Raw genomic sequence first — 16,428 nt, 5'->3', positions numbered from 1 at the left:
ACCGACTCCCGGCCGCCCGGCCGGGTGATCCAACCGCACCGAAGGAGAATCTCATGGCGATCCTCGACCTCCAGACCCTGGAGCTGCCCGAGACCGAGGCGGCCCCGATCGACGACACCCTCGACCAGACCAGCTCGCTGAGCGTCCTCAACTGCGGCACCAGCACCGTCAGCACGCTGCTCTGCCTCTGACCCGACCGGCCGCCCGCCCGGGCGGCCCGTGACGGTCGACCCGGCCGGATGGTCCACCGACCACCCGGCCGGGTCCCGGCCGCCGCGGCCACCGCCGCGGCCCGACGGACCCGCCCCAGGAGAGAGGTGTCCCGTGGCCGACCGGCCCGCGCCCGCCCCCGCCGCCGAGCCGGCCGACGCCCCCGCGCCACCGGCCCCCGCGCCGCCGACGGATCCCGCGCCACCGGCCCCCGCGGCCGCGCCGCCGCAGGTCCGGCTGCGCCGCGAACTCGCCGCCCAGCCGGTCCGCCTCGCCGCCGCCCTGGCCTTCGCCGTGGTGGCCACCGCGGCCGCCCTCGCGCTCCCGCTGCTGGTCCGCCGGATCGTCGGCGACTTCTCCGAGCACCGCTCACTCGCCCCCGGACTGCTGATGATGGCCGCGGCCGCCCTCACCGGCGCGGCGGCCCAGGCCCTCTCCGGTTTCCAGCTGGCGCGGGTCGCCGAAGGGATGACCTACCGGCTGCGCACCACCCTGATGGCCCGCACACTGCGCCTGCCGCTGCCCGTGGTCCGCGCCCGGGGCACCGGCGAGCTCGCCGCCCGCGTCACCTCCGACGCCCAACTGCTGGGCCAGGTGGTGGAAGTGGCGATGCAGCTGCCGCTCGCCGTGCTCAGCGTGCTGGCGACCCTCGGGGTCATGGTGTGGATCGACTGGGTGCTCACCGCGGTCACCGTGGCCGCGCTCGCCCTGCTGACCGGCCTGGTCCTGGCGATCACCCGCCGGATGCGGGCCAACGTCACCGGGCAGCAGGACGCGGTGGGACGCATCGCCCAGCGCTTCACCGCCGACCTGGAGGCCCTCACCACCATCAAGGCCTACCGGGCCGAGCCGCTGGCCGACCGCGTCCTGGCCGCGGACGCCGAGCACCTGCGCGCCGTCTCGCTGACCGGCGCCCGGCTGAGTGCCCTGGTCCCGGCCGTGCTCACCCTCGGCAACCAGTTCGCGATGATCGCGGTCATCCTCACCGGCGGGGCCCGGCTGGCGGCGGGCGACCTGCGGGTGGCGTCGTTCGCCGCGTTCCTGCTCTACCTGCTCCAGACCGTCCCGTCCGTGAACACCCTCGCCACCGGGTTCGGCCGCCTCCAGGCCGGGCTGGCCGCCCGCGACCGCTGCAACGAGCTCCTCGCGATGCCCCCGGAGGCCGACCCCGACGACGCCGGCCGGACCGCGCCCACGCCCGTCCCCGACGCCCCGGCGGTGGTCTTCCGCACCGTCTCCTTCACCCACGGCGGCACCCGCCGGGCCGCCCTGCGCGCCGCCTCCTTCAGCATCCCGCGCACCGGTCTGACGGCCGTGGTCGGCCCGTCCGGCGCCGGCAAGAGCACCGCCCTCGCGCTGGTCGGCCGCTTCGTGCGGCCCGGCGCCGGATCGGTCAGCGTCCTCGGCCACGACCTCGGGGCCTGGCCGCTGGGCGCACTGCGCGCCCGGATGGCCTACGTGGACCAGGAGTTCACGCTGCTGGAGGCCAGCGCCCGCGACAACCTCCAGCTCGGCCGGTCCGGCGCCGCCGACGAACAGGAGCTGGCCCGGGCCCTGGCCACCGTCGGCCTGGCGGAGGACGTCGCACGTCTCCCGCAGGGCCTGGACACCGTCCTGGGCCGGGAGTTCGACCTCTCCGGCGGCCAGCGCCAGCGGATGGCCCTGGCCCGCGCGCTGCTCGCCGACGCCGACATCGTCCTGCTGGACGAGCCCACCAGCCAGCTCGACGGCCTCAACGAACTGCGCTTCCGCGCGATCGTGGACCGCCTGGCCCGCCGCAGCGCCGTCGTGGTCGTCGCCCACCGCCTCTCCACCGTCCAGCACGCCGACCACGTGATCATGATGGACCGGGGCACCGTCGTCGACGCCGCCGACCACCCCACGCTGCTCGCGCGCTGCGCCCCCTACCGTGAACTGGTCAGCAGCCAGGCCGTCCCCGCCGGTCCCGCTCCCGGGGTGGCGTGACCACGCGGTGAGCGCCGCGCGCACGGGGGCGTGACCAGGCCACCGCGTGCGGATTGGACCGGGACACCGCGCCCGCCGGTCCCTATCGTCGGCGGCACACCCGACCGATGCGGAGAACAGCGCCATGCACCCCGACCTCGCCGCCGACCTGTCCGACCTGCCCGCACTGCTGGAGGAGACCCGGCTCGCGGCGGTGGCCTTCCTGGACTCGCTCGACGAGCGGCCGGTCGTGCCCGCCGCCGCCGCGCCCGCCCCGCGGCCGCCGGCCGGGCAGGGCGGCGGGCTGCGGGCGGCGCTGGCGGAGTTCGGCGAGCGCTGGGAGCCGAGGCTCTCCGCCGGGGCGGGCCCGCGCTACTTCGGGTTCGTCACCGGCGGCGCGACCCCGGCGGCGCTGGCCGGCGACTGGCTGACCGCCGTCGCCGACCAGAACTCCAACTCCTCGCTGGACGGCGCCGGCCAGCAACTGGAGCGGGAGACGGCCGGCCGGCTGCGCGAGCTGTTCGGGCTCTCCGCCGCGCACAGCGGCACCTTCGTCAGCGGCGCGACCATGTCGAACACGGTCGGCCTGGCGATCGCCCGGCAGTGGCTCGGCGAGCGCCTGGGGGTGGACGTGGCCGAGGACGGCGTCGGCGCGCTCGGCCGGGTGCGGGTGCTGTCGGGCAGCGCCCACTCCAGTGTCGCCAAGGCCCTCGCCGTCCTGGGCCTGGGCCGCTCCGCGCTGGTGCCGGTGCCCGCGCTGCCCGGGCGGGAGGCGGTGGACGTGGCCGCCCTGGAGCGGATGCTGGCCGCGAGCGAGGGCCCGTGCATCCTGGTGGCCAACGCCGGGACGGTCAACACGGTGGACTTCGACGACCTGTCGGCGCTGGCCGACCTGCGCGACCGCCACGGCTGCTGGCTGCACGTGGACGCCGCGTTCGGCGCCTTCGCCGCACTGGTCCCCGAGCACGCCGCCCTGGTGGCCGGCCTGGACCGGGCCGACTCGGTCTGCGTCGACCTCCACAAGTGGCTCAACGTCCCCTACGACAGCGCCGTGCAGTTCACCCGCCGCCCCGACCTCCAGGCCGAGGTCTTCCGCAACGCCGCCGCCTACCTCGGCCCGCTCGGCGAGCACCCCGACCTGGTGCACCTCACGCCCGAGAACTCGCACCGGCTGCGCGCCCTCGCCGCCTGGTTCACCCTGCGCGCCTACGGACGGGACGGCCACCGGGAGATCGTCGAGCGCTGCGTGACGGGCGCCCGGGCCCTGGGCGAGGCCGTGGCGGCGACGCCGGGGCTGCGCCTGCTGGCCCCGGTCCGGCTGAACGTCGTCTGCTTCACCCTGACCGAGCACCCCACCGCCGAGCGCCTGGCCGCGCTGGCCGCCGCCGTGGCCGACGAGGCCTTCCTGACCCCGACCCACTACGCCGGCGTCCCCGCCCTGCGGGCGGCGTTCAGCAACTGGCGCACCACCGACGCGGACGTCCGCCGCACGGCCGCGGCCCTGGCGACGGCCGTGCGCGGACTCGTCGGCTAGGTCGCCGGGCGCGTGGCTCACGGCAGCAGCGCCCTGGTGAGCGCGGCGACGTAGGCCTGCCCGGCGGCGTTGGGGTGCGTGGCATTGGTGTCCGGGGCCGGGTCGAGGGGCTCGACCCAGCGGACCCCGGGCGGCCGGCAGGCGTCGTGTCCGAGGGCGTCGCCGGGATTGCTGAAGATCGCCCGGTGGCCGGCAGCGGCCTCGCCGAGCACCGCGTTCATCCGCTTGTGGAGGCCGTACGCATAGGGGACGTCGCCGCGGGCGATCGGCACGTCCGGCCAGCACCCGGTGGTGGGCGGCAGCACGGACAGGTAGCCGACCAGGACCACGGTCGCGTGCGGGGAACGCGTGTGGACACCGTCGAGGACGCCCTCGATCCTCGGGCGCGTCGCGTCGATCGCGGCGACCGCCCGGTCGGTCCCGCTCGCGGTGTAGGCGCGCTGGCACGGGTTGCCCTGCGGGTCGGTGCTGCCGATCGCGGCGCAGGCCGCCAGAAGGCCGCTGAGCGCGTCCATGGCGCCGATGGTCACCGTGACCAGATCGGTGTCGGGCCCCAGCGCGTCGAACTGGGGCGGGTTCACCCCGCCCGGCACCGGCTCCGGGACGGTCATGCTCAGGGTCGTGGCGTCGCCGCAGGTGACGTCGACGAAGCCCGCCGGGCCGAGCGCCGCGGCGAGGCCGTTCGGGTAGTTGTCGCGGGCGCGGCCGCAGCCGGCGGGCGTGCCGTCGTTCTTGGACACGGTTCCGAACGCCGCGTAGGAGTCCCCCAGCGCGACGTAGTGCTCGTACCCCCCGATCGGCGCGGCGGCGGCCGGTGCCCCGCCCAACGGCCCGCCCGCCGCCACGACGGCCGACACCAGCGCGGCGGTGAGCCAACGGGTGGTACGGGGAACGCCGCCCCTCGGGGCGCCCGGGTGACGTCGCACGGCTGCTCCTCGCATTCTTCCGGCCATCAGCAGGATTGTGTGCGAACCACCCGGTCGGCGCCCGTCGGGGCGGCCGAACCGGCGCGCGGGCCCCGGCGGCGGGATCACCCGTCCGGGGTGGTGCGCGCGCCGCCGCGGTCGGTGATCGTGGGGGACGAGGGGGACGGGCGGCGGCGCCGCCCGGCGGTTCGGCTACTCCCCCCGGAGGCGGGCGATGGACGACTATCCGCTGTTGAACATCTTCCTCACGACCATGTGGATCTTCCTCTGGATCCTCTGGTTCATGCTCCTGTTCCGGGTCTTCGGCGACCTGTTCCGGGACGACACGGTGAACGGCTGGGGCAAGGCGGGGTGGTGCGTGTTCCTGATCCTGCTGCCGTTCATCGGGGTGTTCGTCTACCTGATCGCCCGGGGCAAGGGCATGGGGATGCGCGAGGCGGCGCGGGCGAAGGAGGCCGAGGCGGAGTTCCGCACCTACGTACGCGACGCCGCCGGGGCGGAGGCGAAGCCGGCCGGCACCGCCTCGGAGCTGGCCCGGCTCGCGGAGCTGAAGCAGAACGGCTCCATCACGGAGGAGGAGTACCAGCGCGCCAAGGCGCTCGTCCTGGGGTGACGCCGCAGGGGCTCAGTGCTCCGCGTCCCCCGTGCCCACCGGCGCGGGGGACGCCGGCGCGGGGGTGACGGGGTGCGCGGGGGCGAGGAACTCGCGCAGGGCGAAGGCCGCCAGCACGACCACGGCGAACCAGAACACCACCATCCCGGTCGGGTGGTCCCAGAGGACGAAGACCACGGCGGCGACGACCAGGATCAGCACGCCCAGCCACCGCTTCCAGCGCCGCACGAAGCGCTCCACCGGCCCGGCCCGGAAGCCGACCGAGTCGGCGGAGGAGCGCAGCGCCGCGACCCCGTGCCCGGCCACCGAGCGCACGGTCACCGCGGCGCGCGAGGGGCCGGCGAAGAACGCCCCGACCACGACGACCACGGCCAGGAAACCGATCATCCGCACGCCGGAGCGCAGGTAGTCGACGAGGGCGTCGTAGACGGCGCCGGCGGCTGCCTGCGAGGCGTCGGCCGGCAGGTGGTCGAGGAAGTAGGAGCGGAAGACCGCCAGCGCGATGCCGAGCAGCAGCATCGCCGCCCCGATACCGAGGGCGGCGCCGATCAGTGCACGCCGCCGGTTGAAGGCGGTCAGCACGCCGGCCGCGGCGATCAGCACGGTGATGACCGGCAGCCACCAGCCGAGGATCTGCAGCAGCCGGAACCCGCCCTTGATCTTGGCGAGGTCGGGCGAGGAGAACACCACGAACGAGGTGTGCACCTCCGGGATCTTGGCGGCGGGCGCGAAACCGGCGTTGACCAGCTCGGTCTTCACCCGTTCCACCATCGGCCCGATGTCGATCACGACCTCGTCGTTCTTCAGCACCACCGCGCCGCCGCCCTGGCCGGTGAGCGCCTTGACCATGGTGGCGTGCCCGGCCCGCACGGCCTCCTCCCACACGGTGGCGAAGGCGTCGCTGGTGACCACCCGCTCGGCGGCGCCGTGCACGAGGTCGGTCAGCGCCCCCTCCAGGGGACCGGTCAGCCCGCCCAGGAGCTGGGCGAGCCGCGGCGGCACGCCCTGGTCGGCGGCGGCCTGGGAGAGGTCGTTGACGACGGCCTTGACGTCGATCTGCTCCGTCGTGGCCTCGGTGATCCGGTCGGCGAGGGCGTTCTGCACGGCGGGGTCGTGGGCGAGCGGTGCCATCGTGGCGACGAACCGGTCGGTGTCGGTGATCTCGTCGTGGGCCCAGACGGCGATCACGGCCAGCAGCGACAGCACGGAGGCCACGATCACCAGGACGGTCGCACCGGTGGTGCGCAGCCGGTGGTGCTGCGGCGGCCGGCGCCGGGCCTCGGCCTCCAGCTGGGCGACCCGGTGGTGGAGCGCCTCCAGCTCGTCGGACTCCGGGCGGCCGGGCCGCGGGTCCTCGGGCTGCGGTGTGCTGGGATCGGCCGGTGGCATGCGGGCGGCTCCTCGCTCTGGGCGAACGGCGGTGTCGGGACGGCGTTGTCGGGACGGCGGTGTCGAGGCGGCGGTGTCGAGGCGGCGTCGGAACGACGGACCGCCGTCGACACCAGCCAAGGGCCCGGCGGGCCGGACGGCGACCCGGATCACCCCGAACAGGTGAGCCGCCCGGCACGGGCGGCGGGTTAGCGTCGCCGAGGGTCGGCCCCACGACAGCACCCGGAGCCGGCTCCCGGCCGACGCCGTCGGCCGGCCCTCCCCGCGCACAGGAGCCGACGTGAGCAGCGAACCCGAGACGCCCAGCGGACTCGACGAACCGGGCCCCATCGACTACCTCGTCATCGCGTTCCCCGGCAGCCATCTCACCGGCGAGGGGCTTCCGCTGCTCGTCGACCTGGTCGAGCGCGACATCATCCGCGTCCTCGACCTGACCTTCGTCCGCAAGGACGAGGACGGCACGGTGGCGGGCCTCGAACTGGCCGACGTCACCGGCGACGGCCGCCTCGACCTCGCCGTCTTCGAGGGCGCCTCCTCCGGCCTGTTCGGCGAGGCCGACCTCGCCGAGGCCGGCGCACTCCTGGAGCCGGGCGACTCCGCCGCCGTCCTGCTCTACGAGAACCGCTGGGCGGCGCCGCTGGCCGGCGCGCTGCGCCGGGAGGACGCCCGCATCGTCGCCGGCGGGCGCGTCCAGCTCCAGGACCTCCTGGAGGTCCTGGACGCGCTCGAAGGATCCGACGCCGCGGGCTGACCCGCGCCCCTCACCCCCAGCCCGCGCCCCTCACCCCCTCAGGAGGAAGCCATGCCCGGACTGCTCCGCGGAGTCGCCCGTACCGCGGTGGTCGCCGGGACGGCCACCGCCGTCTCCAACCGCGTCTCGCGCCGCCAGGCCGGCCGCTGGGCGCAGCAGGACGCCCAGCAGGCCGGCTACTACGCCGAGCCCGCCGCGCCCCCGCCGCCCGCCGCACCGCCCGAGGCCGCACCGGCGGCCGCCCCGACCATGGAGGAGAAGCTCGACCAGCTCAAGGACCTCGCCTCGCTCAAGGACCAGGGTGTCCTGACCGAGGAGGAGTTCGCCGCCCAGAAGGCCCGGATCCTCGGCAGCTGACCGGGAGGCGCGGTGAACCGCTGGAAGCCCTTGGTCGTGCTCGGCACCGCCCAGTTCCTGATGGTGCTCGACGCCTCGGTGATGAACGTGTCGATCAGCCAGCTGGTGGAGGACTTCGACACCGAGGTCACCGCCATCCAGGCCGTCATCACCCTGTACACCCTGGTGATGGCCGCGTTCATGCTGACCGGCGGCCGGATCGGCGACATGTTCGGCCGCCGCCGCGTCTTCGTGGCCGGGCTGGTGGTGTACGGGGTCGGCTCGGGGCTGACCGCGGTGGCGCCCACCGTGGGCGTGCTCGCGCTCGGCTGGTCCGTCATCGAGGGACTCGGCGCGGCCCTGGTCCTGCCCGCCCTGGCCGCGCTGGTGGCCGGCTCCTACCACGGACGCGAGCGGGCGGTGGCCTACGGCGTCATCGGCGGCCTCGCGGGTGCGGGCATCGCGGTGGGGCCGCTGCTCGGCGGCTGGGTCACCACGTACCTCACCTGGCGGCTGGTGTTCGCCGGTGAGGTGGTCCTGGTGGTCATGATCCTGTTCCTGATGCGCTGGGTGCCGGGGCAGCCGCCTCCGCAGCGGCGGCCGAAGCTCGACGTGGCGGGCGTCGTGCTGTCGGCCTCCGGCCTGGCCGTGATGGTCCTGGCCGTGCTGCAGAGCGGCACCTGGGGCTGGGTGAAGCCGCGCAACCCGCCGTTCACCGTCCTCGGGTTCGCCCCGACGCTGTTCGCCGTGGCCCTCGGCGGCGCACTGGTCTACGCGTTCTGCGTCCACGAGCGCCGGCGGGAGGACAAGGGCCTGGACCCGCTGGTCTCGCTCGCGCTGTTCGACAACCGGACGCTGCGCGCGGGGCTGGTCACCCTCTTCAACCAGAACACCGTGCTGCTGGGCCTGTTCTTCGTCATCCCGCTCTACCTCCAGGTCGTCCAGGGCCTGGACGCCTTCGAGACGGGCCTGCGGCTGCTGCCGGTGTCCGTCACCATGCTCGCGGCCTCGATGTCCGGCTCCCTGCTGCTGCGCTTCGCCTCGCCCCGGACCATCGCCCGGGCCGGGCTGCTGGTCCTGGTCGCCGCCACCCTGTGGCTGATCGCGGCGATCGGGCCGGAGCTGCGCGGCGGCTCCTTCGCCGGGGCGATGGCGCTGCTCGGCGTCGGCATGGGGATGCTCGCCTCCCAGCTGGGCAACACGGTGCAGTCCAGCGTGCGCCAGGAGGAGCGCAGCGAGGCCGGCGGCCTGCAGTACACCGCCCAGAACCTCGGCTCCTCGCTCGGGACGGCGCTGATCGGCGCGATCCTGATCGGCGCCCTCGCGAGTTCCGTCACCACCCGGATCGAGGACGACCCCCGCGTCTCCGCCGCCGTCGCCGAGCAGACCGCCGTCCGGGTGGAGGCGGGCCTGTCCTTCGTGCCCGCCGACGACGTGGCGACGGCGCTGGCCGCGCACCCGGAGGTGCCGCCGCAGGAGGCCTCGGCCCTGGTGGAGAGCTACCGGGACGCCCAGATCGCCGGGCTCAAGGCCGCGGTGCTGGCCTGCACGGGCATCACCGCCGGCGCCCTGCTGTTCACCCGCCGCCTGCCCTCCGCCCGCCCGCCCACGGGCAGGGACGGCGGGCCCGGCACGGAGGAGTAGCCGCCGGCCGACGCCTCTCAGCGGCGCCGGTGGGCGAGAACGGCGAACATCGTGACCGACAGGTGGAACGTGCCGCGCCCGGCGGCGGCCGTCAGGTCCGCGTAGAGCGCGTCGCGCTGCGCCCCGGTGATCAGCCCCCGCTCGACGGCGGCCGTCCCGAGCCCGTGCACCAGCGGCCAGGTGACGGAGCGCGGGTCGTGCAGCAGGACGGCCGAGCCGAACGCGTCGACGGTCAGCCCCGCGCCGGCCTCCCACTCGGCGAGGCGCCGCCCGGCGTCCGGGGTGGCGGCGGCCTCCTGGACGACCGTGGACAGCGCGGCCCGGACGTCGGGGGAAGCGGGGTGGATCACGAAGGTGGCCCAGTCGGTGTCCAGCAGGGTGACCCGGCCGCCGGGCCGCAGCACCCGGGCCATCTCGGCGACGGCCCGCGCCGGATCCGTCAGGTGCTGCAGGACGCGCTCGCACCGGACGGCGTCCGTCCCGGCGTCGGGCAGCGGCAGCGCGAGGGCGTCGCCGTCCACGAACCGGGCCGCGCTGCCGGCGTCGGCGGCGCGCCGCTCGGCGAGGGCGCGCAGGCCGGGGTGGGGTTCGATGCCGAGCGCGCTGCCGCCCGGCCCGACCGCCGCGGCGAGCACCTGCGTCTCCGAACCGGTGCCGCTGCCGACGTCCAGCACCCGCTCGCCGGCGGCCACCGCCAGCCGCTCGTGCGCCCAGGCGCGCAGCTGCCGCACGCCGGGGTTGGCGGCCAGCGCGTCCAGTGCGGTGACCAGCCGTTCGGTGAGCGCGGGATCGGCGTTGGCCGGGTGGAAGGCCGAGGTGGGGCGCGGGTCGGTCATGGGGCCCACTCTAGGGACCTCGCCGGCTGCGGACCGGCGGCGCGCCACGGCCTGGCACGGAATCAATCCTCCGTACCCGAGCCGGTCTTGCGTCCCGAACCGTTCCGTTCCGCCCTATCGTCCTGGGCGCCCGGCGTCCGTATGATCTGGGCTGCCCGCCGTAGGGGACGCCGGTGGGGGAGCGGGGCCGGGTGGCGCCCGGAGCCGTCCCTTCGGCCGCGACCGCGCCACGGTGTCGTTGCGGCGGAGTCGTCCCACGGGGAGTCGTTCCAGGGAGGGCAGCGCGGTGCGGTTCGCGGGTGTGGGTGTGACGCGTGAGGGCTATCGGATCGCCGTACCGGGAGCGGTCGAGGTGCTCGAACGCTGCGGCGTGGAAAGGCCGGTGGCCCGGCTGGCCGAGCTGGCGGCCCGGACCCCCGGCGGCCTCACCGTGGTCGTCGACAGTGCCAACGGCGTCCTGGACGCGCCCCTCGGGGCCGCCGGGATCCCGGTGCTCCGCGCCGATCCGCCGTTCCCGGCGGACGGCGGCGCCGCCGCGGAACTGCTCGCCGCCCTCGGCCGCTCCCGCTCCGAGGCCCTGACCGCGCTGCCCCCGGCGGGGTGGACGATGAGCGGGCGCGAGGCGGAGATCGCGGCGGCGGACCGCTCCAGCGCTGCGGTCGAGCGGCAACTCGCGGCAAGGGGGGCCGTGTTGACGGGCGGTGCCGAGGCCGGTCCGCTGGTGGCGCTGACCTTCGACGACGGCCCGCACCCGGAGTTCACCCCGCAGGTGCTGGACGTGCTGCGCCGCCACGACGCCCCGGCGGCGTTCTTCTGCATCGGCCTGAACGTGCTGGCCCACCCCGAGGTGGTGCGCCGGATCGCCGACGCCGGCCAGACCCTCGGCAACCACACCTGGTCCCACGCCTATCTGCCCGACCTGGGCCCGGTCGGCCTCGCCCGCCAGCTCGGCCACACCCGCGAGGCCATCGCCGAAGCCTGCGGCGACGACCGTCCGGTCCGCTGGCTGCGGCCCCCGTACGGCGGACGCAGCCCCGAACTCCTGCGCGCCGTCGACGCGTCGGGGCTCATCACGGTGCTCTGGGACGTCGACGCCAAGGACTGGTCCCGCCCCGGCCCCGACGTCATCGCCGAACGCGTCCTGAGCCAGGTCCGCCCCGGCTCGGTGATCCTCATGCACGACGCCGGTGACGACCGTTCCCAGACCGTCGCCGCCCTGCCCGCCGTCATCACCGGCCTGCGGGACCGCGGATACCGCCTGGTGAGCCTCGACGAGTTGCTCGCCGCCGTCCACCCCGCCGCCGCCTGACCTGCGGCGGCGCGTCCGGGCCCGCCGCCCTGGCGCAGGGCCGCCCGAGGGCTGCCGGCGCCGGCCTCACCGGCCGGAGGCCGCGGCCGCCTCCGCCTCCGCGCCCACCGTCCCCGCCCCGCGGACCGCCCGCACCCGGCGGACCACCTCCGCCAGGTGCCCGCGCAGCTCGGGCGGCGCCGGACGCCGCTCCTCGTCGAGGTCGCTCATGGTCCCGGTCTGCCCGGTCTGCCCGGTCTGCCCGGTCTGCCCGGACGGCGCGGACCGGTCGGGCCGCCGCGAGCGTGGCGACCCGTCACCGGCCCGGACGGCGCCGGCCGACGGCCCGGGGGCGTGCGCGGCCGACCCGCAGACACCCCGCGCCCGCCGGACCGGGAGGCCTGAAAATATGAGGATGTGACGGTCGGTGAAAAGGCCCTATGCTTCGTGCGTTCACAGACTCTTCGTACAGAGCAGGTTCTGCCGGATGAAGCTTCCCCGGGTGTCCGCCGTCGTCGCCGCCGCGGTCCTCACCCCTGCCGTCCTCTTCCCGTCCTCCGCCTCCGCCGCCGACGCTCCGGCCCCGGTCGGCGTCTCCGGGCCCGACACCGCCTCCGAGGGGGGCACCACCCAGGAGGACCTCGACCGCGCCGAGATCCGGAAGATCCTGGCGGACCCGGCGAGCGGGATCTCCGTGCGGGAGGCCGCCGAGCGGGCCCTCGCCGCCGGGACGGCCGCCGACCTGCGGACCTTCCTGGAGGAGGGCCTCCAGAACGCCCGGGTGACCGACGACCGCGTCCGGGCCTTCCAGATCCTCGCCGTCGGCGGCCCGGCCGTGAAGAAGGCCGCGACCGCCGCGCTCCGCGGCAGCTACGCGGACCTCGTGCAGTTCCTCAAGGAGGGTCAGTACACGGCCCGCGCCGAGGACGACCGCGCCGAGATCGAGCGCATCCTCGCCGACCCGCAGACCGGCCGGGGCGTGCGGGAGACCGCCCAGCGGGCCCTGGCTGTCGGCACCCCCGCCGCGCTGCGGCACTTCCTGGAGGTCGAGCTCGCCAAGCAGCAGGCCGACGACGACCGCGTCCTGGTCACCCAGATCCTCTCCAAGGGCGGCCCCGCGGTGAAGAAGGCCGCGTCCGCCGCGATGTCCGGCAGCTACGCCGACATCGTGCAGTTCCTCAAGGAGGGTCAGTACACGGCCCGCGCCGAGGACGACCGCGCCGAGATCGAGCAGATCGCCGCCGACCCGCAGAGCGGCCGGCACACCCGCGAGGCCGCCCGGAAGGCGCTCGCCGGTGACGCGGCCGGCCTGCGCCGCTTCCTGGAGTCCGAGCTGGCGGCGGTGCGGATGAGCGACAACCGGGTGAAGGTGTCGCAGATCGCCGAGACCGGTGGCCCGGCCGTCCGCAAGGCCGCGCTCGCCGCCCTGGACGGCGACGACCAGGCCGTCCTGGCCTTCCTCGACCGCGGCTGGGCCGCGGCCCGTGCCGAGGACGAGGCCGCCGCCGCGAAGCCCACCACCCAGCCCACCACCCGGCCGACCGAGCGCCCGGCCGAGCAGTCCACGGCCACCCCGGCGCCGCAGGCCACCGCGACCCCCCAGGCCGCGCCGGCCGGCCAGGCCCCGGTGGTCCAGGCCGCGGCCCGCACCACGACCTCCACCGGCGGCGGCGACACCGCCGCCCGCCCCGGCCAGCTCGCCGCCACCGGCGCCGAGGGCCTCGGCTGGGAGGCCGGCGCCGCCGCGGCGGCCGTCGCGGCCGGTGCGGGCCTCGTGGTGGTCTCCCGCCGCCGGCGCCCCACCGAGGGCTGACCTGCCGCCGGGGACCGGCCCCGGCGAACCGCAGAAGGCCGGCCGGGGCGCCACCGCAGCGCCCCGGCCGGCCTCCTGACCGGCCCTCAGCCGGGCTGGAAGAACGCGAGCATGGTCCGCGCGGCGTCCGGGGAGGCCAGGATCTCCTGGACGCGCGCGGACTGCCGGGCCGCGGCGCCGGTGCGCTCGAACATCTCCCGCTCGTACTCCGCGACGGCGGCGGTGGCGTCCTCGCGGTGCGCGGCCAGGGCGAGGCCGAGCAGCGCGCCGTCCAGCAGCGCCATGTTGGCGCCCTGCCCCACCGGCGGCATCAGGTGCGCGGCATCGCCGAGCAGCGTGACGCCGGGCGTCGACGGCCAGGTCAGGCCGACCGGGAGCGTGCTGATCGGCCGGGGCAGCACCGTGTCGTCACAGGCCCCGATCAGCGCGGCGACCTCGGCCTCCCAGCCGTCGAACAGGCCGGCCAGCCGGGCCCGGGCGGCGGCCGGGTCGTCGAACGGGATCCCGCTGGTGGCGAGCCAGTCCTCGGCGGTGTCGTAGAAGCTGAGGTAGACGCGTACCCGGCCGTCGCCGTTGCGCTGCGCCGCCAGGGACTGCCCGTTGCCGAGCACCCAGTAGTTGCCGCGCCCGACCAGCGCGGCGAGGTCGGGACGGGTGCGGTCGACGTCCGGGATGCCGAGTTCGACGACGCTCTGGCCGGTGTGCGCCGGCCGGGCGTCGGTGAGCAGCGGGCGGATCCGGGAGTCCGCGCCGTCCGCGCCGACCAGCAGGTCGTAGGCGGCGGTGCCGCCGTCGGCGAACCGCAGCACGCCGTCGCCGGCGGATTCGACGGCGTGCCCCCAGCGCACCGTGCGGTCGGGCAGCGCGTCCAGCAGGAGGGCGCGCAGATCGGCGCGGTCGACCTCCGGCCGGTCGAGCGGCGCGTCGTCGGGCGTGTCCTCCCGCAGCAGCAGGGTGCCGTCGGGTTCGAGGAGCCGCAGGTCCTGGCCCGCGCTGCGGGCGATCGCCCGGAACCCGTCGGTCAGCCCGGCCGTGCGCAGCGCCCGCTGCCCGGTCTCCGCGTGCAGGTCGAGCATGCCGCCCTGGCCGCGCGCGTCGCGCGCGGCCTCGCGCTCGTACACCACGGCGTCGATGCCGTTGAGGTGCAGCACCCGGGCGAGGAGCAGGCCCCCCGGGCCGGCTCCGACGATGGCGATGGTCACGATGGCCCCCCGGTTCTCGGTTGTCCCCGTGACGATACTCCGGCGACTCGTCACCGGCTCGCCGCGCCCGGCGGCCGGGCCGGTGGAGGATGGGCCGGGATCGGTACCCGGCGGCCCCGCCCGCCGGGTACCGATCCGCCCCGTGGCCGACCGCACCGAGGAGAACTGCCATGACCGTCCGCCGGATGGACAACGTGCTCATCGTCGTCGAGGACCTGGACGCGGTCGTCGCGTTCTTCACCGAACTCGGCCTGGAGCCGGAGGGCCGCTTCCCGGTCGAGGGCCGCTGGGTGGAGCGGATCATCGGCCTGGAGGGCGTCCGGCAGGACGTCGCCATGCTGCGCACCCCGGACGGCCACGGCCGGATCGAACTGGCCTCGTTCCACGCGCCGCGGGCGGTCAGCCCCGAGCCGCGGCGGGCGCCGGCCAACACCCTGGGCATCCGCCGGATCATGTTCGCCGTCGACGACATCGACGAGGTGGTCGCGCGCCTGCTCGCCCACGGCGCCGAACTCGTCGGCGAGATCGTGCGCTTCGAGGACGTCTACCGGCTCTGCTACGTCCGCGGCCCCGAGGACATCGTCGTCGGGCTGGCCGAGGAGCTCGGCTGACGCCCCGTCCGGCGGGCGGCACCGGCACGCGGGCCGTCAGGGCAGCAGGAGGGCCGCGAGTTCGTCGAGCAGTTCGGTGACCCGGCGGGCCCGCTCCGGGTCCGGGACGGCCTTCGCGATCAGCGGCTCGGCGGGCCGGGCGACGTGCTCGCGGATGGCGCGCCGGGCCACGTCGGAGACGGTCAGCAGGGTGCGCCGCCCGTCGCGCGGGTCGGCGGCGGCGTCCAGCAGCCCGCGTTCGCGCAGCCGGGCGACGGACACCGAGACATGGCTCTGCGCGAAGCCGGTGCGCACCTGGATGTCCCGGGCGGAGGTCGCGGGATGGCGGTACACGTCGGCGACCACGGCGATCTCGCCGGGGGTGAGGTGCTCGGAGGCCGGGTCGATGATCATCTCGCGGCCGAGTTCGGTCAACCGCTTGCCGAGCCTGAGGAGTTGTACGCCGTCCATGCCGAAAGAATACATCTTCACAGATGCATCGGCAGCGATGTAGATTGCCGGCCATGACGACCCCCGAAGCACTGAGCCCGGTGTCCCGCACCGCCCTGTCCGTCGCGATGGTGCGGGCCTACGAGAGCTCCCGACCCGACCCGCTGTTCGTCGACCCGTACGCCGCCGCGTTCGCCGCCGCCGCCGGGGTGGCGCTGCCCGCCGCCGGTCCGGACAGCGGCCTCGCCCGGGCCCTGGTCGCGCACGGCATCCTGCGCACCCGCTTCTACGACGACCGCCTGCTCGCCGCCGGCGCCGACCAGGTGGTGCTGCTCGCCGCGGGCCTCGACACCCGGGCGCACCGGCTGGACTGGCCGGCCGGCACCCGGGTGTTCGAACTCGACCTGGGCCCGGTGCTGGCCTTCAAGGAGCGGGTCCTCGACGGCCTGGGCGCCGAGCCGAGGACGGCCCGCACCGTACTGCCGGCCGACCTGCTGGAGCCGCACTGGCCCGCCCGGCTGGTCGACGCCGGTTTCGACCCGGGGCGCCCCTCGGCCTGGCTGGCCGAAGGGCTGCTGGTCTACCTCACCCCCGAGCAGGCGGCGGCCCTGCTCACCGCGGTCGCCGCGCTGGCCGCCCCGGGCAGCCGGCTGCTGCTGGAACAGGGCCGGGACGTGACCGCCACACCGCACGACCCGGCCCTCGCCCACCTCACCGGCCTGTGGCGCGGCGGCCTCGGCCCCGGCACCCGGGACTGGCTCGACGGGCACGGCTGGACCACCGGGCTCACCACCCTGGAGCGGCTCGCGGAACGCCACGCCCGCCCGCTGCCCGGCCCCTCCGCCGCCGGCTTCGTCGAGGCGCTCCGGCACCCCCGGGGGGAGGACTCCTGAGGCACCGTC

At 76.0% G+C, this 16,428-nt stretch carries 17 protein-coding genes; 11 read left to right on the top strand and 6 right to left on the bottom strand.

What is annotated here, in order from left to right; genetic code table 11:
• Positions 1-53: 53 nt before the first annotated feature.
• The 3 genes from ACFVVL_RS26980 to ACFVVL_RS26970 all read left to right on the top strand — a co-directional run bounded on the left by ACFVVL_RS26980 (position 54) and on the right by ACFVVL_RS26970 (position 3,688).
• Positions 54-191, top strand: a complete 138-nt coding sequence (locus tag ACFVVL_RS26980; protein WP_350554074.1) for a SapB/AmfS family lanthipeptide — start codon at positions 54-56, stop codon at positions 189-191.
• 133 nt (positions 192-324) lie between these two features.
• On the top strand, positions 325-2,175 hold the full coding sequence (locus ACFVVL_RS26975; protein WP_380422761.1) for an ABC transporter ATP-binding protein: 1,851 nt from the start codon (positions 325-327) through the stop codon (positions 2,173-2,175).
• Between the two features lie 124 nt (positions 2,176-2,299).
• Positions 2,300-3,688, top strand: coding sequence for a pyridoxal phosphate-dependent decarboxylase family protein (locus ACFVVL_RS26970; RefSeq protein ID WP_387679589.1), 1,389 nt, complete (start codon positions 2,300-2,302; stop codon positions 3,686-3,688).
• A gap of 17 nt (positions 3,689-3,705) precedes the next feature.
• Here the strand turns inward: ACFVVL_RS26970 and ACFVVL_RS26965 are convergent, their stop codons facing one another.
• Positions 3,706-4,614, bottom strand: coding sequence for an SGNH/GDSL hydrolase family protein (locus ACFVVL_RS26965; protein WP_387679586.1), 909 nt, complete (start codon positions 4,612-4,614; stop codon positions 3,706-3,708).
• A gap of 214 nt (positions 4,615-4,828) precedes the next feature.
• Here ACFVVL_RS26965 and ACFVVL_RS26960 point away from each other — a divergent pair, with 214 nt between their 5' ends.
• Positions 4,829-5,227, top strand: coding sequence for an SHOCT domain-containing protein (locus tag ACFVVL_RS26960; protein WP_380297723.1), 399 nt, complete (start codon positions 4,829-4,831; stop codon positions 5,225-5,227).
• 12 nt (positions 5,228-5,239) lie between these two features.
• Here the strand turns inward: ACFVVL_RS26960 and ACFVVL_RS26955 are convergent, their stop codons facing one another.
• Positions 5,240-6,616, bottom strand: a complete 1,377-nt coding sequence (locus tag ACFVVL_RS26955; protein ID WP_387679583.1) for a hypothetical protein — start codon at positions 6,614-6,616, stop codon at positions 5,240-5,242.
• Between the two features lie 280 nt (positions 6,617-6,896).
• Between ACFVVL_RS26955 and ACFVVL_RS26950 the strand changes: the two genes are divergently transcribed.
• From ACFVVL_RS26950 to ACFVVL_RS26940, 3 genes are read left to right on the top strand one after another with little or no spacing between them, the layout of a single operon-like run.
• Positions 6,897-7,367, top strand: a complete 471-nt coding sequence (locus tag ACFVVL_RS26950) for a DUF6325 family protein (RefSeq protein ID WP_387679580.1) — start codon at positions 6,897-6,899, stop codon at positions 7,365-7,367.
• A gap of 51 nt (positions 7,368-7,418) precedes the next feature.
• Complete coding sequence (locus ACFVVL_RS26945; RefSeq protein ID WP_380297719.1) at positions 7,419-7,724, top strand: SHOCT domain-containing protein; 306 nt, start codon at positions 7,419-7,421, stop codon at positions 7,722-7,724.
• 12 nt (positions 7,725-7,736) lie between these two features.
• Complete coding sequence (locus tag ACFVVL_RS26940) at positions 7,737-9,347, top strand: MFS transporter (protein WP_387679577.1); 1,611 nt, start codon at positions 7,737-7,739, stop codon at positions 9,345-9,347.
• A gap of 17 nt (positions 9,348-9,364) precedes the next feature.
• Here the strand turns inward: ACFVVL_RS26940 and ACFVVL_RS26935 are convergent, their stop codons facing one another.
• Positions 9,365-10,183, bottom strand: coding sequence for a methyltransferase domain-containing protein (locus ACFVVL_RS26935; protein WP_387679574.1), 819 nt, complete (start codon positions 10,181-10,183; stop codon positions 9,365-9,367).
• Positions 10,184-10,490: 307 nt separating this feature from the next.
• On the opposite strand from ACFVVL_RS26935, the gene ACFVVL_RS26930 reads away from it, so the two are divergent.
• Positions 10,491-11,492: a polysaccharide deacetylase family protein gene (locus tag ACFVVL_RS26930; protein ID WP_387679571.1), complete on the top strand. Its 1,002-nt coding sequence runs from the start codon at positions 10,491-10,493 to the stop codon at positions 11,490-11,492.
• A 66-nt stretch (positions 11,493-11,558) separates the two neighbouring features.
• Here the strand turns inward: ACFVVL_RS26930 and ACFVVL_RS26925 are convergent, their stop codons facing one another.
• Entirely contained in the window at positions 11,559-11,702 is a 144-nt protein-coding gene (locus ACFVVL_RS26925) for a hypothetical protein (RefSeq protein ID WP_387679569.1), read from the bottom strand.
• Positions 11,703-11,958: 256 nt separating this feature from the next.
• Here ACFVVL_RS26925 and ACFVVL_RS26920 point away from each other — a divergent pair, with 256 nt between their 5' ends.
• Positions 11,959-13,284 carry an ALF repeat-containing protein gene (locus tag ACFVVL_RS26920; RefSeq protein WP_387679566.1) on the top strand — a complete coding sequence of 442 codons (1,326 nt, stop codon included), beginning with the start codon at positions 11,959-11,961 and terminating at the stop codon, positions 13,282-13,284.
• Between the two features lie 86 nt (positions 13,285-13,370).
• Here the strand turns inward: ACFVVL_RS26920 and ACFVVL_RS26915 are convergent, their stop codons facing one another.
• Positions 13,371-14,486, bottom strand: a complete 1,116-nt coding sequence (locus ACFVVL_RS26915) for an FAD-dependent oxidoreductase (protein WP_387679563.1) — start codon at positions 14,484-14,486, stop codon at positions 13,371-13,373.
• Between the two features lie 170 nt (positions 14,487-14,656).
• Here ACFVVL_RS26915 and ACFVVL_RS26910 point away from each other — a divergent pair, with 170 nt between their 5' ends.
• Complete coding sequence (locus ACFVVL_RS26910) at positions 14,657-15,097, top strand: VOC family protein (RefSeq protein WP_380298201.1); 441 nt, start codon at positions 14,657-14,659, stop codon at positions 15,095-15,097.
• Between the two features lie 36 nt (positions 15,098-15,133).
• On the opposite strand, the gene ACFVVL_RS26905 is transcribed toward ACFVVL_RS26910, so the two are convergent.
• The gene (locus ACFVVL_RS26905) at positions 15,134-15,547 is read right to left on the bottom strand and encodes a MarR family winged helix-turn-helix transcriptional regulator (protein WP_387679560.1); all 414 of its coding nucleotides are present in this window, start codon (positions 15,545-15,547) and stop codon (positions 15,134-15,136) included.
• 53 nt (positions 15,548-15,600) lie between these two features.
• Here ACFVVL_RS26905 and ACFVVL_RS26900 point away from each other — a divergent pair, with 53 nt between their 5' ends.
• Positions 15,601-16,419: an SAM-dependent methyltransferase gene (locus tag ACFVVL_RS26900; protein ID WP_387679557.1), complete on the top strand. Its 819-nt coding sequence runs from the start codon at positions 15,601-15,603 to the stop codon at positions 16,417-16,419.
• Positions 16,420-16,428 lie beyond the last annotated feature (9 nt).

The organism is Kitasatospora sp. NPDC058115 (assembly GCF_042884635.1).
Lineage (GTDB): Bacteria > Actinomycetota > Actinomycetes > Streptomycetales > Streptomycetaceae > Kitasatospora.
Note: the sequence above shows the minus strand (reverse complement) of the source record. Positions and strands in the feature narration are given on the sequence as shown.

Coding starts and splice junctions, on each gene's coding strand:
- ACFVVL_RS26945 (WP_380297719.1), top strand. CDS start 7,419: ATGCCCGGACTGCTCCGCGGAGTCGCCCGTACCGCGGTGGTCGCCGGG.
- ACFVVL_RS26925 (WP_387679569.1), bottom strand. CDS start 11,702: ATGAGCGACCTCGACGAGGAGCGGCGTCCGGCGCCGCCCGAGCTGCGC.
- ACFVVL_RS26955 (WP_387679583.1), bottom strand. CDS start 6,616: ATGCCACCGGCCGATCCCAGCACACCGCAGCCCGAGGACCCGCGGCCC.
- ACFVVL_RS26910 (WP_380298201.1), top strand. CDS start 14,657: ATGACCGTCCGCCGGATGGACAACGTGCTCATCGTCGTCGAGGACCTG.
- ACFVVL_RS26900 (WP_387679557.1), top strand. CDS start 15,601: ATGACGACCCCCGAAGCACTGAGCCCGGTGTCCCGCACCGCCCTGTCC.
- ACFVVL_RS26920 (WP_387679566.1), top strand. CDS start 11,959: ATGAAGCTTCCCCGGGTGTCCGCCGTCGTCGCCGCCGCGGTCCTCACC.
- ACFVVL_RS26970 (WP_387679589.1), top strand. CDS start 2,300: ATGCACCCCGACCTCGCCGCCGACCTGTCCGACCTGCCCGCACTGCTG.
- ACFVVL_RS26960 (WP_380297723.1), top strand. CDS start 4,829: ATGGACGACTATCCGCTGTTGAACATCTTCCTCACGACCATGTGGATC.
- ACFVVL_RS26980 (WP_350554074.1), top strand. CDS start 54: ATGGCGATCCTCGACCTCCAGACCCTGGAGCTGCCCGAGACCGAGGCG.
- ACFVVL_RS26905 (WP_387679560.1), bottom strand. CDS start 15,547: ATGGACGGCGTACAACTCCTCAGGCTCGGCAAGCGGTTGACCGAACTC.
- ACFVVL_RS26935 (WP_387679574.1), bottom strand. CDS start 10,183: ATGACCGACCCGCGCCCCACCTCGGCCTTCCACCCGGCCAACGCCGAT.